The following is a 16,143-nucleotide window of genomic DNA, read 5'->3' as shown; positions in this document are numbered from 1 at the left end:
GTGTGTCCGATAAACCCCGCAATATCGTGCCTATAGCAAAAATAGCGGATCTGAGGTCCGATACTGCCGCCCCTACGGACTGAGCAAGTGCACTGATCCGCAACTTAACGGATCGTGTGTCCGATAACTCCCGCAATACCGTGCGTATAGCAAAAATAGCGGATCTGCGGTCCGATACTGCTGGGCCGCCGACGGACTGACAAAGTACACTGGTTACCCAATAACGCCCCCCACCATCTTCTGCTTCTCCCCACAGACTGCCCCGACCCGCTCGCCAACAGAAAATCCCACACACAATCCCCTCTAACACAACAAAAGCCGAGCTTGCGATCCAAGCCCGGCATCTCATTATTCGAATGACCAGCAGTTCAGACTCAAACTGCCATATTGGTAAGATTGAAACAATCGTTTTGCCTTGCGGCCGGTATCGGCAGCACCCATTGCATAGAACAAGGGGACAAAATGCTCCCGTCCATAAGAAGGGACCGCATCGCTGGCATGAGGCGCTTTTTTGTCAAACGCAAACAGATTGTTCAGATTCCATTCCGTCAGTTGCTCCGCGATCCATTCATCGAATGCAGCCGCCCATTCATCAGACTCGTCGCTCTCATGCACCATCCGCAGATTGTGCACCAAACCGCCGCTCCCGATAATCAGGATGCCTTCCTCACGCAAATCGGACAGCATCGTACCGATGGAATATTGTTCGTGTGGCGAGCGCTTGGAGTCCACAGACAAGGCCACCACAGGAATATTCGCATCGGGGTACATTTTGCGCAGAATGACCCATACCCCATGGTCCAGTCCACGGCCAGTCACGGCTTTGGCATGCAGATTGCTTGCCTCAAAACGCTGACGAATCTGAGCAGCCAGCTCCGCACTGCCTGGGGCAGGATACGTGATCTGGTACATTTCCTCCGGAAATCCGTAAAAATCATGCATCGTGCCATGCACGGCATCTTCAGTCAGCCGCTGATCCGGATCGTCCCAATGGGCAGAAAATACCGCTATGCCTCTAGGTACAGGCAGCTCCCGCCCCAATTGCTCAAGGAAGCGGGTGTACTCGTTGTCCTCCAGGGCCATCATCGGCGAACCATGGGCAATAAATAAAGCAGGTAACGTCATCGATGCCACCTCCAGCTTCAAAATCAAGGGACAACTCTATTGTACCGTTAAATCGCCCAATATGCCAAATAACTCCCTTAAATCATCCAGTGCTGCCACTCCTGCTGAATGTTCTCCTGTTCGTTCAACCAATCCCGTGTCCGCTCAAGGAGCAGCTCGCGCTGAGGCCCGGCGGAATACGTGTGATCGGCCTGGAAGATGATCTCCTTATCGCAGCGGCCTTCCTGGCGCATCCAGAACACTTTTTGGTACAAAAATGCGTAATCGACCGGAATGACTTCATCCGAGGTACCATGTATCACCAGCACATTGCCCGTAAACTTGATCGCTTCCTGGAATGGCTGACCCTGTGCCAACGAATCGAAAAAGACCGGGGTAAACGAGTATCCCAAATAATCAGCGGTTCCCGACTTAACAGAGGTGTCGTACACATCGCGACCGGTGATTTTGACGATATCGTTGAACGGATAACCTACCGCAGACCACAGAATCAGATGCTTCACCCGCCGGTCACGAACGGCGGTCTGCAGGGCGACGGCGCCACCCAAGCTATGTCCGATGAGTGTGATGCGTGTCGGATCGACATCAGCACAGCTGAGTCCATAATCGAGAACGGAACGCGTCTGGGCAATCATCGATTCGAGCCCCTCGCTTCCATAATTGCCCGAGCTCTCCCCGCATCCGATATAATCGAACCGGATTACCATGTACCCGTCATCGGCAAACTCACGCGCCGTTTTGACAAACAGCCGGTCCACGCCGATCCGGCTTCCAACAAAGCCGTGGCAGATGATGACCAACGGTACCCGATTGCACCTGCCGCCTTGGGCCGATTCCTTCAACGGGTAATGGATGGTTGCCGTAAGTTCTTCTTGATTATGCCGGATTGTAATTTGCCGCTCCATGCCGATTCCTCCTTGCGATAACACGCCTTAATCATAATATTAACAATTCCGATAAGTTTAATATGAATTAGATAAACCTATCTTAGCATCGTGATTATGGATTGTCAACGCAAATGGCAGACGGCAAACTACGAGCAAGATATGATCGTCCGAAGCATGTGGAAATCGGCTATATTCCGTGGCGCAGCCTTCTACTACAGCTCCACCGGTTATAAAACGGTCCATTCAACCACTACTTATACCACAGACAAATTTGGCATCGTTCTCCTAAACTATAGTTCCGCCCAGTTCTCCGAACCATTCAACCTCCACTCACGGCTTTGCAAACCCCAGCATGCATCTTATCTTGTCCACTTCAATCTTCATCAGCTTTCACACCGCATCTTCAGCCTTACTCGTAGCTCTGGCGAAACATCGCATGGGTCTCTTCTCGTCCGCTCCAATCGTTCATCCAGGTCTTCCCAATAGGGTCGTTCTCCCATAAGCTTGATACAGACAGATCTGTTTCATCATCCCCGGAGGCGTATCCCCCTTCAGGTTGGCCAAACATCCCGTCGGCTGCACTGTTACCTGCAACAACCTCTTGCCCGTTTGCCGGCACAGCGTCTCCACCATGCAATTCATCGTCATAAAAGTTAGCACTCACCTAAAGAACTCCTCCTTTTTACCCCTAAGTGTTTAGAGGGTCGTCTATTGCTCCAGAATGCTTATTATTGTGAAATAGGAACGGCAGAATTATACCTGGTTCACGAATACGACATGGATTATTTAAGCTACCTTGCATTGCAAGTATGCTGTTGTTATGATATATTGCATAACAAGGTAGCTGAAAGGGACGTCCGTTTTGTAGGGATCAAGGTTTTGCTATTCGTTATTCACAATTGTAATTCGCCATTGTCATTGCAAATTGCCATTCACTATTGCCGTTGCCATTGTCACTCTCATCCGACATCACTGTCAATTCGTCACTCGGCATTTATCATTCTCATTTGCAGCCCAGCCTAAATGCGCCCCGCTACCTTGCATAGCAATATACTTGAAGGAGGATAACCCCATTCATGACCACCCAAAGTCAAATGCTAAAAGGCATTCTCGAAGGCTGCATTCTCTCGCTTATGGAGCATCGGGAGGTATATGGTTATGAGATTAGCACGCTGCTGGAAGACAGCGGATTAACGTTTGTAAGCGAAGGCAGCATTTATCCCCTGCTGCTTCGCATGCAGAAAGACCAGCTTATCGAAGGGACACTGCGGCCTGCGCCCGGTGCCGGGGGACCGCCCCGTAAATATTACAATCTGACCGATAAAGGTCTGCATGTTCTTCAACAATTCAAGGAACATTGGGGAACGCTTAAAGATAGTGTGGACCGTATTCTAACCCGTGGAGGACAGTGAAGATGAATACCAAACAGATGATCAAAGAGAACAACCGACTCCAGGATGCCATGACGCCTGACAACCTTAGCTATTACCAAGACATGGTGGTCTATATCCGCAGCAGCTTCGTGCAGGAGCAAAAAGGCGAGGAACTGCTGCTTGAAATCGCACAGCACCTGCTGGATGCCCAAGCCAAGGGCAGGAGCGCCGAGGATGTGTTCGGAAGCGATCCCGAATCCTACTGCAAGGAGCTGGTGGAGCAGCTGCCAAAAATAAAAGGCCTGAGCAGTCTCCAATTTCATTTCATGATCCCATGGATTGCCTTAACCTGGTTTTTCTTCGTCCAAGCGCTGGTCGGATTCATAACGATGTGGGCCGGGGGACCGGTTGAGCGCATGACGCAGGTACGTATTTCCACCCTGATTTTGATAGCAGGCGGTTCCTATGTGCTTATCCACGCATTGTTAAGATGGATGAAAAGCGACACCTTCAAGCCGGAGGAGGACAAGCGCAAGATTAATGTTCGCAATATGGGGATTTATGTCGCCATCACCGTATTGATTCTGGTAGTCGGCGTGTGGCTGGGACGGCTGCTGCCGGTTCTGACGATTGCGCCATGGATCAGTCTCGTCATATTCCTGGTCGGAATCGCCGGGACGAAACTTCTTTTTTCGAGCAAATAATACAAACTCGTCATGGATTCGCGGCCGGAGCTTAACAAAATCTTTAATATTTTTTCGATCAATGTAAACTAATGTTCTAAAGAAGATGATAGGATAAGGGTAATGTGTGGTAAGGGAGGAATATATATGCCAAAATCCAAAAAATCCGCGATTGCTGCCATCCTTGCACTTATTCTATCGATCCAGACCGGCGTCATCGCTAACGCAGCAACTGCACCCGTATCCCAAGCTAGTTCAACCGCCGTCTCAAGCATAGCTACCGCCTTCGGCAATGCGGTGTACAACAAAGCCAGTAAACTGCTGAAGGAATCCGATGTGGCTTATGCCAAGTCTTACATCACCAAGCATATCCGCAGCGTAACCACGTATCAGGCGACCATGCTGGTGCTCAAACTGGAGAACGCGATGAATGATGCGCTCCCGGCAAAAACCGACAAGGTGTATGAAATCGGCATTCAGGATAAACTGATGAACCTGTACAAATACGGGGAGCCGATTAACACCACCATTAACAAAGCCAAGGACGACACGCTGCGCAAGGTGCTCATCAACCTGCGAGACAGCGGCTACAGACTGTATACGACCGAAGGCGTCATCTTCCCGATTATTGACTATACGACACTGAAACCATACAAGCCTTACATCAATAAGGATCTTCAAGCCTATATCGACATCATGATCGTGGAGTCCGAGAAGCCTGCGGTCAGTGATGCGGCCTTGGTCATCCCTTGGTCCGAGGTCATTGAACGTGGACTTGCGCAGGAGGATTTTATCACGACATATCCCAAATCAAACCGGGCCGCTGATGTGAAGCTGAAGCTTCGTTTTACCGAGCTAAGCTTATTCTATGGCTACAACAATACGCCACTGTTCAAGTACGAGGACAATCTGCTCGATCCGGAAGTGCGGCAAGCCTTCGATAACGTCCTTAAGGACAGCGACGCCGTCTCCAAAAGCGCTCTTCTGAAAAAGCTGAAGTCCTGGTCTGAAGTGCTTGAGAGCAACAAGGACAAGCTGACCCAGGAGGTTGAGCAATATCGCGCGAAGGCGGTTCCGCTCGACTAGTCGAACGAACCACAAACCATTCCCTATGTTCAGCAGGATCACCAACTTAATGAATAGGTATGAAAAAAGCCGGATTCCCGTTTATAGGAGAATCCGGCTTTTGATCGTGGTCTGTGCCTATTTATCGTGGCCTGTACCTCTTTAAATCAGCAGATTGAACAGGTTCATGTTCTTGTTCAGCTCCGTATAATCCAGACCCTTGCGCTGCATCCGCTCCACCAGCGGACCGTAATCCTCGGGCCTTAACAGCTCGATACCCACCAGGGCAGGTCCGTCTTCCTTGTTATGCTTCTTCGTGTATTCAAAGCGTGCGATATCGTCGTCTGGACCTAGCACTTCTTCCAGAAACTCGCGGAGTGCTCCCGCACGCTGCGGGAAGTTAATCATGAAGTAATGCTTCAGCCCTTCATATATTAAGGAGCGCTCCTTGATTTCCTGCATCCGGTCGATATCGTTATTGCCGCCGCTGATGATGCATACCACCGTTTTTCCGCGAATCCGGTCCCGGTTCATATCCAGCGCAGCCACGGCCAGCGACCCGGCAGGCTCGACAACGATCGCATTCTCGTTATACAGTTCCAGAATGGTGGTGCAGGCTTTTCCTTCCGGAACCATCACGATGTCATCGACCAACTCGCAACATATATCATAAGTCAGCTGTCCGACACGCTTCACGGCGGCGCCATCCACGAATTTGTCGATCTCATGCATCGTGACGACCTCGCCCTGCTTCTTGGATTCGATCATGGATGCGGCCCCAAGCGGTTCAACGCCAATGACTTGCGTCGCTGGGCTGACGGTTTTGACATACGTTGCCACGCCTGCGGCAAGACCGCCACCGCCAATAGTAACAAACATATAATCCGGTGCGTCCAGCTCCTCCATAACCTCCATCCCGATCGTGCCATTGCCCGCGATAATCTTCGCTTCATCAAACGGGTGAATAAAGGTCATGCCATACTCATCGCAGGCCTTGATCGCTTCAGCATAAGCATCGTCAAAGGTATCCCCTATCAGAATGACCTCAACACTGCCCCCGCCAAAACGCTTCACCTGCTTCACCTTCTGATTCGGGGTCGTACTCGGCATATAAATCTTGCCTTTAATATTCAGCGCATTACAGGAGAAAGCTACCCCTTGCGCATGGTTTCCCGCACTGGCGCACACAATTCCGTTGCCCCGTTCCTCATCCGACAAGCTGCGAATCATATTGTAAGCGCCACGGATCTTGAAGGAGCGAACCACCTGCAAGTCCTCCCGTTTCAAATACACTTCGCAGTCATACTTTGCCGATAGCACAGCGTCCCGCTGCAGCGGTGTCCGCACGATCACTTCACGAAGCACGTGGTGTGCGCGTACGATGTCCTCCATGCTGACTGCCCGTTTTGCCGTATACGTCTCTTCCATTCTCTCGATCACACTCCCACTTCGCTGCCAGGTAAACGTTGATCCTTCCGCTACCCTTATTTACGTATTTCTATCATTGTATCACTTTTCATGAAAATATCTCGCCCTTTTCTGGCAAGCTTTCGTAAAAGAGTCATTTTCGCAACCAACATAGCCCGAATGCACAGCTGATACCCGTATATGGCTATGAAGGATCGGACCTTCCCTTTAAAGAGGGTTGACTTCCTTTTGATACTTTACTACTATAAAGCATGAAAATTAACCTAAATTTTGGGAGGGGTTTTAATGAAGAAGAAAGTATTGTATGGGTTATTGGCGGGTACGCTCACGCTGGGGATCGGTACAGGCGCTATGGCGTCGTCAGCTTTGGAGCCAATCAAAGCCTATTTGAACAGCAAGATTTCCCTGAAGTTAAACGGTACGGTGGTAACGCCGAAAGACGCAAACGGCAAAACCGTGCTGCCGATCACCTACAACGGCACGACGTACTTGCCTGTGCGAGCTGTAGGCGATCTGATGGACATCGACATTCGTTATGACAGCGCAACTTCTTCAGTACTGATTGGCGGCAATCAGGGATCGCCATCCGAAACCTCCAGTCCATTATCATTAAGCTCGCTCGGAGCCTCCGTATTGGGGACATCAGCCTGGCACACCAAAGATTCCAGCGATACGGTCTACAAAGGCAAGGATTATAAAGACGTTTATTTACATACCGATTCGGCCAAACAAGGCAACAGCTTCCAGATCATGACGGGTAAAAAATATGCCAAACTGCATCTTGAGCTGGCCGTGACTGGCGGTGCGCAAGAAATCGTCATTATGGACCACAACAACTCAACGCTCAAAAAGGTGTCCCTGGCTGCTGAAGATGGCCTGGTCGGCGTAGACGTCGATGTATCGGCTGCCGATTTTATTTTTGTGGAGATCGTTGAGGAAGGTCCGGGCACTTCCCTGTTTGTTCCTCTGACCAGTTCCTATTTGACAAAATAAGTCCTTGCGATGATTCGCGCGGGCGGAATTCCATGATATTGAAAGCCGGGGGTTAATGACCCCCGGCTTTCGCCTGTCTATCTGTATGATCTATATTAGCTCTGACAAACCACTGCTTCATACCTGTTAGGGTGAGACCATCTGCTTGTTAGTCCATCGGAATCACGATGACTTTCCCCGTCTGCATGGTGATTGTAATCTGACGCTGCAAGATCTCGACGCCCAGCCCCTCTTTCACGTCTTCCATGGAAGGCTCCTCAATGGCGGGAGTGCCGGGAGCGCTGGGGGTGCCATGCACGGCCGATATGAGCCAATGGGTTCCGGGTTCGAGCGCCGCCCTTAACGTAGGAATGACGGTGCAGGGACGCAGAAGATTGGTATTTGCATGGGGATAGATGAGCTCTGCCGTATCGTAACCGAGCATGCCATAGATGGCGCTGGTGCCGAAAGTGCCGGAAGCCGAAGCTGCTCCATCTCCCGCTCGGGAGCTATGCAGGAAACCTAAGCCCAACGCAAACCCGCCTTCCGCAGCATCGAGACTCCTTCCCGTGCTGATCCGATGGATGCGAATATGCCAAGGCAGTCCCGCCGCTAGCCATGTTCGTACCTCCACATCCCTCCATGGCTTCCATTGTGCATACAGCACATGCTCCTGTATCCGCGTCTCCTCGCATAAGCGTTTGACCCGGAACAGTCGATCGCCCTCGCTAAGGGCCAGCATGGAATCAAAAGCTCCCTGGGCCAGCCCCCATTCCGCTCTCGGAACGCTGAACGCAAAGGCGGTAGAGTATACAAACTTCTCGTACTTGGCGGAAGTATGCGTATGCTCGTTGGTAGATGGATGGCCCGTATTGAATGCGGCCACATGGCCGGTCTGCGCCTCACGGCAAAGCACCAGATGTGCATGCTCCTGCACCGAGATGCGTCCCGTCTCCGCCAGCTCCTGCTCCTCGGCCGTCCAGAACGGATGGCTATCCGGCAGAGCCAGGATCAGGAACGTCTTCAGCGACCAGTACACGGAACCGGCGGCGTTATAGTTCTCCGACATGATTCGGTTTGGGTAAGCGTAACCCACTGTCAACACGCCGTCCCGGTAAAAAATAGGCCGCTGAAACCACCATCTGAGATTTCTAAGGACCAGCCCCTTCAGCTGGCCAGGACTAAACCCTTCCAGCCCTGTATAGGCCGCAGCCGACCAGAAGGCAGACTGGGCAAAGCGATATGTCAAGCTGCGCCCGTAAGGAACAGCCGCCCCGTCGGGGGCAAACCAGTGGACGAAATCTTGGGCAAACAACGCCGCCCGCTCCCTGAAACGTCCGGCACGCTCAGGATCTTGATCCTCCATCAGCTGCGCATAGATCAGACCATAGAAATGGAAAGCATACGGCACGTAGTAATCGCTGTGCCCCCCGATTCCGTCGCTATACCAGCCTGCATCCAGATAGAACTCCTCAATTCGTTGGAGATTTTTCTCCAGCTGCCCGGCATCGTACGGCAATCCCGCCTTGAGGAAACCGACATTGACAAGGACATGGAAGAATAGCCAATTGCAATCATGGCAAGGGTGATGGTTGATCTGATCGAGCCACTGATAGAGATTAGACTTCTCCGCATCGCTCAGCGGCTGCAAGATCCGCTCCGGAATCAGGCTGAAGGCCAATCCGAATACCGCCATTTCCACCAGACGTTGATCATAGTCGTTAACCTTCCCCCAGTACTCCGCATGCTCCGGATCCGTCCCTGAGCGTATCCCATGCAGGCACAGCTCCCACAGATCCCCATGGGATCCCCCGGCAACGGCGGGTACGAGCCCCCACAGCACGCGAGAGAAGCCTTCCATCTCCGCAATATCGGCATAGGCGTCGACGCCCAAACGGTCGAGAATTAATCGTGCGCGGCCCTCGCTGTAATATTTATTCAGAGGCTCGAGCAGTTGGGTAAGTGCTTCCTGCACATCCTCTCTTGTTTGTAGCGGATTCCGGGCAACCGGATGGATCAAGCCGCCCTCGGGATTCCCAGTAACCTGTATACTCATCTTAAATGCTCACTCCATTTCCGGAATGCCTCTTTTATTCAATCTCCGTTATTCCCAGTAAAACGGCCCCTTCCCTCTCAGCCGCGCCAGTCCCTCCACAAAGAAAAAGTCGCCGTAAATCAGGGGCACGTCGATATTCTTGCCCTCCGGATAGTGGCTGGTCCCGTGAAGAATCAAGCCTTCCTCCCCATCGTTGTCCCATGTGCCGTAATTCCGGTACAGCGATTCCAGAATCCGGACCGCGGATGTCCGATATACGGCCGCCTGTCCCGGCTCCACCTTGTCGGCCAGCAGCAGCAGCCCGCTTGCGGCGCAGGCACCAGCGGAAGAATCCCGGTATATGCGGGCTTCATCCGGCGCGCGGAAATCCCAGAACGGCACATGGTCTTCCGGCAGATTCGCCAGGAAGAAATGCGCAACCGTTTTGGCCGTGTCGAGGTATACCGACTTGCCTGTATGATGGTAGGCAAGCGTCAAGCCGTAGATCGCCCACGCCGTTCCCCTGGACCAGGCGGATTCCGGCGCAAAACCCTGCCCGCCGATCCCTTCCAGGCGTTCACCGGTTACCGGATCGTATCGAACGATATGATAGACGGAGCCATCCGGCCGGACGAAGTCCCGGACCACCGTTTCCATATGCGCTTCGGCAATATGCCGGTAGCGGGGATCGCCGCTGATATGCGACGCCAGAAACAATAGGGGCGTATTCATGGCGCAATCGATGATGGCAAGCCCGGCGTTATCCTCCCCTTCAGACCACGGATTCCAGGCTCGAATATATTGGCCCTTCAGGTTGAAGCGTGCAGCCAGGTAGTTGGCTGCCTTGAGCGCGCGCACCTTGGACTCTTCGCTGCCGGTTAGCTTATAGGAAGCCATGCTCGTCAACGTCCACATGAAGCCAAGATCGTGATCCAGGCGTACATATTGGTTCAGCACGTCATCCAGAATGAGCTCGCACTGCTCGGCGGTGGTTCTAAACTCCGATTGGCCACTGTCATTGTACAGAAGCCACAGCATCCCAGGCCAGAAGCCGGCCGTCCACCAATGCGGCGGTTCCAACTCGTAGGCTCCATTCTGGCTGGCATGCGGAAACCCTGCCCCAATCCGCGTTACGTTTCGCCGCGTCTTCGCAAGCGATCTCTCCCAGGCCTCCGTCAACCAATCCAAAGCGATCTCCGTTTTCATTCCTCTCCACTCCTCTGTTCATATGAATTGAAATCTGAAGTCAATATTCGCATGCAAGCCAAGGGCCTTCACTTTAAAATCTACGGCATACCAAGCCGCTTCCTTGCCGAAGTGATCACGGAAAACATGGCTTGTCAGTTCTGGCTCCACCAGCTCGTTGTCATAGTGGATCAGCAGGCCATCAGCTCCCGCTGCCCTTAACACGACAACCCACCGGCCATCGAGCAGCTCCAGCTCGGGCTGTATCCGGGTGACAATCCGCTCCACCAAGCTGCTTGGGGGCGAATCGAACGTGAACAGGTCACTCAGCGTCAGTTCCGGCCGATGCCCCTCCTTGCTCCACTCCAGCGTCCTTGTGAATGCCCGAAGCGCAGGAACGCGGTAGGCCGAGGTCAGTTCAAGCCGTAGCCGATCTACGGCTTCACCCGTCAACGCTTGCAATACAACCGCGGCGCTATCCGGGCCCTCTTGCTGATAATGGCCGTCGATGATTGGCACGGAGTGGCCTTGGGAACCGTTGCAGTCGTAGCCATATCGTCCTTCGCCGAAATATTCCGCCGTATACTCGCCGCAGCCGAGGTCCGAGCACCATACTTCCCCGGCGCCGTACAGGATAAAATGCCCGAGATCATTATGGTTGTGCGGTTCGTGATTGCTACCACCCTTGGCGGCAAACGCATATACTTGGTCTCCATATGAGCTGCGGGAGATCAGCCACTGGGCATCGGGCAAATAATAACTTGCCTCTTCCCAATCGCTTCCCGCCATCAAAGGATCCCGCCAGATCAGGTTGCGCAAAGCCGGAGCCCAGCGGCTGCAATGATCGTCACGGTAACCCGACCGGAGAGACTGCGGCGGAGACTCGATGTCTGCGTACAATCCGGCCAGATAATGAGACAAGCCGAGATGTACCGTGTTTTCCGGCTGCGAATCGGAGAAATTGACGACGGCCTTGCCTCCTAAAAAGCCCTGCTGCTGAAACAAGGCGATACGGCCGACCTTCTCCGCCAGGAACCAGTCCAACGCGCCCCTGCTGCGCTTGCGCAGCAAATCGGCGTAATACACAAAATAACCGAACCCGTAATTCCAGTATCCCAACCCTTCCAGACAGGCTCCATCGGCACCAAAGCCCTGCAGGTAATAGTCCATGCACTGCTCCGTCTTCAGCAGAACCTTCGCTAGAGATTCCCCGCTTTCCATAAGCAGCAGCGCGGCGGAGCCGATGGAGCCGGCACAGACGGCAGACCAATTGTGTGTTGCCGTCTCCCAGCCGTGCTCTTGGCTCAGGAAAGGGATGAACAACCGCTCTTCAACCTCCTCCCCGATTCTTGAGGTCAGCAGCGAGGGCAGATGGTCCCGCAGCAGCACGCGGATTTCGCTGAGGGTAAACCCGGTCTCGGCGCTGAACAGATCAATCGTCCCCTTGATGCCGCCCGGCGATTCCGCGTTGAGATGCGCCGGCAAACACCAGGTATACTCTTCGCAGATAGACCAGATCATCTCCTGAAGAGCCGTCCGATACGCTTCCTTATCCGGCTCGAGAAGGGTCAGCAGGGCAAACGTATTCAGCCTGAGCCTTCGCTCGAAATAAACCTTTTCATAATCCAGCCTCGTTCCCTGCCGGGCAAACCGGATGAATAAGTCATACGTCAGCGGCGGGTTCGGAACAGACAGCAGCCGTTCCCCTTCCTCGCGAATCTCGGATACGTCCTGCTCGTAATCTTCGCTTAGCCGGATGCCTTCCCAGAAGGACCTCTGGTCCCCGCCTTGGTAATACATTCGCAGATCGGCGGGAGCCATCCCGTTCACGATCGTTGTCAGCTCCTGTATCCTGTTCATCAGGCTAAAACCTCCTCCTTCCCGTTTCGCCCCCTGTTGGAGACGCCCTTTCAACCATTTCGGAACTCTACGGGGGTTACCCCCGCATACGCCTTGAATGTCTTACTGAAATAACTCACATTGTCGTAAGCCAGACTTTCACAGATTTCCCCGACCGTGCGGTCCGTCTGCCGCAGCAGCTCCTTGGCCCGCTCCATCTTCATCCGGGTGACGTATTCGATGAAGGTGACGCCGGTTTCTTTTTTGAACATGCGGCTGAAATAGCTCGGATTCAGGTGCAGGCAGCCGGCAACGTCATCCAGCGTGATCCTCTGGTCAAGCTGAAGGGACACGTATTTGCAGGCCTCCGCCACTTCCGATCTTCGGCTGCCCCCGAATCCTCGATCCATAGCCTGTATGGTGGATTCCAAATAATCGTGAAGCCAGGATTTCAGCTCGTTCAGGGAGTCCATGTCCATGATCTCTTTGTGCAGCGCATCGGCCGTATAGGCAGGTGACAGCGAATGCAGGAGATGAAGCCTCAGCTTTAGATCCAGCAGGAGCTTCAATATCCAGTCCTTGACCGATTCCGGTGCGTACCGCTTGGCTTGAATCCAAACGATCCACCGATCGACCGTGTCGCTCGCCCCGCTGGAACCCTCTTTTCCAAGCAGCGATTCCCGCAGTTCCGAACTGGCCCGGTCATAATAAACGAAGAGATCGGGATCTGCAGGCACACTTTTCTGTTCAAACGATCCGCTCAGTTTGGATATCTCCTGCGGCTCCAGATAGAATCGTTGGTGCTGGCAGGCCAGCAGTTCATTGAGCCCTACCTTTAAGCCTTCAGGATCCGCGCAGCCCCGGCCGATCAGGAACGACATGCGGATTCGCAGCACACGTTCGAGCGTCCGCTGCACCTCCTTCAGGCAGGCGGCGGCCTCATCGTATATGTTGCTGCCCAAGCCGGGCCGATACGAGAATAGGAGCAGCGAAGACTTTGCATCGTATAGGACATGCACCGCATCCGGATTCAGTTGATCCAGCACCTCCCGCAGCACGTTGCCCAGGGCAAAATGCAGCGTCTGGTTGGAGGCAAAGCGGTGCCTGATCTCCCGCACATCCTCCAGATGTCCGACCACGGGAAGGCAGTGATAGCCCGGCTTCAGCACCCCATACTCCGACAGCTCATGCCGCCATTTTTCAGGGGACAGCAGGGGTTGGTGGATGAAATTTTTGAGGCTCTGCTCCTTCCGCAGTTCCCTGGATTCGTCCACCAGATGGATCATCCGTGACTGTTCCCAGCCCTTCTGGGCTTCCTCGTCCATCGCCTGCTTGAACCGCCTCAGCAGCTGTGCCAGCTCTTCGGGATCGAGTGTGTCCTTCAGTAAATAATCCTGCACGTTCAGGCGCATGGCCTGCTGGGCATATTGGAATTCGTTGTGGCAGGACAGAATGGCGATCCGTACATCGGCCTTCACCTCTTTAATGCGTGCGGACAGCTCAAGCCCGTTCATTTTGGGCATGCCGATATCCGTAATCAGAATGTCCGGAGGCGAAGACTTTGCATCCTCCCAGGCACTCATTCCGTTCTCATAACTTCCCATCAGATTCAAGCCCAGCTCATTCCACGAGATGGCCTCCGACAACAGCTCGATGACGGGATAATCATCGTCCACCAGCATCACGTTATACATCCGCATTCCCTCTTTCCGGTATAAACATCTCGATCACCGTTCCTTGGCCAGGCTCGCTGTAGACGTGACATTGGAAAGCCTCGCCGAACACCATGCTCATCCGTTCCATCACATTTTGAAGACCGATATGGGAGAAGCTGCCTCCGCTTGCCTCCTCCTGCATCGAAGACCCGTCGGATCGGCCCTGGATTCTCCGGGCAATCGACTCCCTGACGGCGGCATCCATGCCAATCCCGTCGTCCTTCACCGTCAGCACGAGGTGCCTGCCCTTCATGGCGGCAGCAATCCGGATCGTCCCTGCCTGCTGGTTGAGCCCATGGATTAACGCATTCTCCACGATCGGCTGCAGAAAAAAGCGCGGCACCTTGAAGAGGAATGCCTCCGGCGCGATATCCAGCTCCAGCCTGACCTCCTCCTTCTGCCGGAGGTTCATCAGGGCTACATAATGCGAGATCAGGTCGATCTCTTCGTGAAGTGCAATCTCGTCCTCCTCCCGGCTGATCGTCATGCGGAGCAGTACGGACAGGGAGCCAATCATCTTGGCGCTTTCGGGATCGCCCCGTTTCATGACCTTCATCCGGATCGAATTCAGGACATTGAACAGAAAATGGGGATGGATCTGGGCTTGGAGCATTCGGAGCTCCGCTTTTCGTTTTCTCGCCTGGTTCTCGGATATTTCCGAGATCATGGCTTTGAACCGGTCCAGCATGTCGTCGAATAAATGCCCCAGCCGTCCAACCTCATCATTGCCATGAACATTCGACCTGACTTCCAGGTTTCCGCGCTGCACGGAGGTCGCCACTTTGCCAAGCTTGACTAACGGCTTGGTAAACGCGCGGACAAGCGCAATGAGCAGCAGCAGAAAGATCAGGAAGGAGCACATCTGAAACCAGAACACCCGGTTGAAAATCGAGTTGATATTGACGATCGCATCCTTGTACGGCTGCATCAGCACCAGATGCCATCCTGCAAATGGAATGTCCTGGTGTACCATCAGCTGCTTCTCCCCCTTCATCGGCACGATGGAGTACGGCTTCTCTTGATCCAAATCATCGAGATAAGCAAAGGTCGTTCCGATCTGGCTCTGTTGACTGCCGGAAACGATCGTTCCCTTGGCATCCAGCAGCACCATATCATTGCCTTCTGAAAGGGAGTTGAAGATCCCGCTGATCTGATCCTCCATGAAGGTCACGATCACGTAGCCATAAATTTCGGAATCCGGCAGCCGGAGGGTGCGCACCACTGATAATTGTGTCGGATGATCGATTTGGTCGGAGCGGAACATCGTGGCCTCCGGCTCCGTCCACAAGGACTCCAGGCCTTTCAGCTCCGAAATCTGGCCGAACCAGGGGCGCTGCCTGTAATCAAGCGGATTGTAATCGCTTACGGAATAATTCATATAATAGGAGCCGTTCTCTAGAATGACAGTGACATAACTTTTCTCGCCAACGACCGTCAAGCTGTCCAGATGCTCCAATACCCGGTTGGATTCCATGAACCTGCGGTAAGGATCCGGATCTTCGTTCCCGGAGACCACCTGCTTGAAGTAGGAATTCAAACCGGAATTCATCTGAATGTAATTGGCGATATTGATTTTGCTTAAGAGCAGATTCGTCACCGATCCGCGGACCAGCTGAAGGGCATCGCTTGCGTTGGATACCGCCTGCTGCCTCAAGGCTTCCTTCGTTAACGAATTGTACAGAATCAAGCTGACGATGGCGGGAACGACGATGCAGATGACGGCAGCCAATATCAGCTTATGCCTAATGGAGCTCGGGACCAGGCTCTTCAGTCGTACGGGCATAGGATCCACCTCGGGTATGGCGTGACGGGAATGATGTACGCGAATTCAAAAAA

The 16,143-nt window shown here is 53.3% G+C and carries 14 protein-coding genes; 4 read left to right on the top strand and 10 right to left on the bottom strand.

What is annotated here, in order from left to right:
* The 4 genes from ACOZB4_RS17695 to ACOZB4_RS17680 all read right to left on the bottom strand — a co-directional run.
* A partial coding sequence (locus tag ACOZB4_RS17695) for a hypothetical protein (protein ID WP_422759582.1) occupies positions 1-310 on the bottom strand: 310 nt, incomplete at its 3' end.
* 38 nt (positions 311-348) lie between these two features.
* Positions 349-1,125 (bottom strand): DODA-type extradiol aromatic ring-opening family dioxygenase, encoded by a 777-nt coding sequence (locus tag ACOZB4_RS17690; protein WP_379406759.1) that lies wholly within the window; start codon positions 1,123-1,125, stop codon positions 349-351.
* Between the two features lie 77 nt (positions 1,126-1,202).
* Positions 1,203-2,030 (bottom strand): alpha/beta hydrolase, encoded by an 828-nt coding sequence (locus tag ACOZB4_RS17685; protein WP_379406758.1) that lies wholly within the window; start codon positions 2,028-2,030, stop codon positions 1,203-1,205.
* Between the two features lie 391 nt (positions 2,031-2,421).
* Positions 2,422-2,676, bottom strand: coding sequence for a hypothetical protein (locus ACOZB4_RS17680; protein ID WP_339292428.1), 255 nt, complete (start codon positions 2,674-2,676; stop codon positions 2,422-2,424).
* 412 nt (positions 2,677-3,088) lie between these two features.
* Between ACOZB4_RS17680 and ACOZB4_RS17675 the strand changes: the two genes are divergently transcribed.
* The 3 genes from ACOZB4_RS17675 (at position 3,089) to ACOZB4_RS17665 (ending at position 5,154) form a co-directional block, all read left to right on the top strand.
* Positions 3,089-3,424, top strand: coding sequence for a PadR family transcriptional regulator (locus tag ACOZB4_RS17675; RefSeq protein ID WP_379406757.1), 336 nt, complete (start codon positions 3,089-3,091; stop codon positions 3,422-3,424).
* Between the two features lie 2 nt (positions 3,425-3,426).
* Complete coding sequence (locus tag ACOZB4_RS17670; RefSeq protein WP_379406756.1) at positions 3,427-4,089, top strand: DUF1129 family protein; 663 nt, start codon at positions 3,427-3,429, stop codon at positions 4,087-4,089.
* Positions 4,090-4,215: 126 nt separating this feature from the next.
* The gene (locus ACOZB4_RS17665) at positions 4,216-5,154 is read left to right on the top strand and encodes a hypothetical protein (RefSeq protein ID WP_379406755.1); all 939 of its coding nucleotides are present in this window, start codon (positions 4,216-4,218) and stop codon (positions 5,152-5,154) included.
* 141 nt (positions 5,155-5,295) lie between these two features.
* Here ACOZB4_RS17665 and ilvA read toward each other — a convergent pair whose 3' ends face one another.
* Positions 5,296-6,561, bottom strand: coding sequence for a threonine ammonia-lyase IlvA (gene ilvA / locus ACOZB4_RS17660; RefSeq protein ID WP_379406855.1), 1,266 nt, complete (start codon positions 6,559-6,561; stop codon positions 5,296-5,298).
* A 285-nt stretch (positions 6,562-6,846) separates the two neighbouring features.
* On the opposite strand from ilvA, the gene ACOZB4_RS17655 reads away from it, so the two are divergent.
* Positions 6,847-7,554 carry a hypothetical protein gene (locus ACOZB4_RS17655; RefSeq protein WP_076325580.1) on the top strand — a complete coding sequence of 236 codons (708 nt, stop codon included), beginning with the start codon at positions 6,847-6,849 and terminating at the stop codon, positions 7,552-7,554.
* Between the two features lie 148 nt (positions 7,555-7,702).
* On the opposite strand, the gene ACOZB4_RS17650 is transcribed toward ACOZB4_RS17655, so the two are convergent.
* From ACOZB4_RS17650 to ACOZB4_RS17630, 5 genes are read right to left on the bottom strand one after another with little or no spacing between them, the layout of a single operon-like run.
* Positions 7,703-9,589: a DUF2264 domain-containing protein gene (locus ACOZB4_RS17650; protein ID WP_379406754.1), complete on the bottom strand. Its 1,887-nt coding sequence runs from the start codon at positions 9,587-9,589 to the stop codon at positions 7,703-7,705.
* A gap of 48 nt (positions 9,590-9,637) precedes the next feature.
* Positions 9,638-10,774, bottom strand: coding sequence for a glycoside hydrolase family 88 protein (locus ACOZB4_RS17645; protein WP_379406753.1), 1,137 nt, complete (start codon positions 10,772-10,774; stop codon positions 9,638-9,640).
* An 18-nt stretch (positions 10,775-10,792) separates the two neighbouring features.
* Positions 10,793-12,613, bottom strand: a complete 1,821-nt coding sequence (locus ACOZB4_RS17640) for a hypothetical protein (RefSeq protein ID WP_379406752.1) — start codon at positions 12,611-12,613, stop codon at positions 10,793-10,795.
* Between the two features lie 50 nt (positions 12,614-12,663).
* On the bottom strand, positions 12,664-14,286 hold the full coding sequence (locus ACOZB4_RS17635; RefSeq protein ID WP_379406751.1) for a response regulator transcription factor: 1,623 nt from the start codon (positions 14,284-14,286) through the stop codon (positions 12,664-12,666).
* Positions 14,279-16,090, bottom strand: a complete 1,812-nt coding sequence (locus ACOZB4_RS17630) for a cache domain-containing sensor histidine kinase (protein ID WP_379406750.1) — start codon at positions 16,088-16,090, stop codon at positions 14,279-14,281. Before ACOZB4_RS17630 ends, ACOZB4_RS17635 begins: the two co-directional genes overlap by 8 nt.
* Positions 16,091-16,143 lie beyond the last annotated feature (53 nt).

This window comes from Paenibacillus sp. NPDC058898 (assembly GCF_049316025.1).
GTDB lineage: Bacteria > Bacillota > Bacilli > Paenibacillales > Paenibacillaceae > Paenibacillus_AQ.
This window is presented reverse-complemented; position numbering and strand designations above follow the sequence as displayed.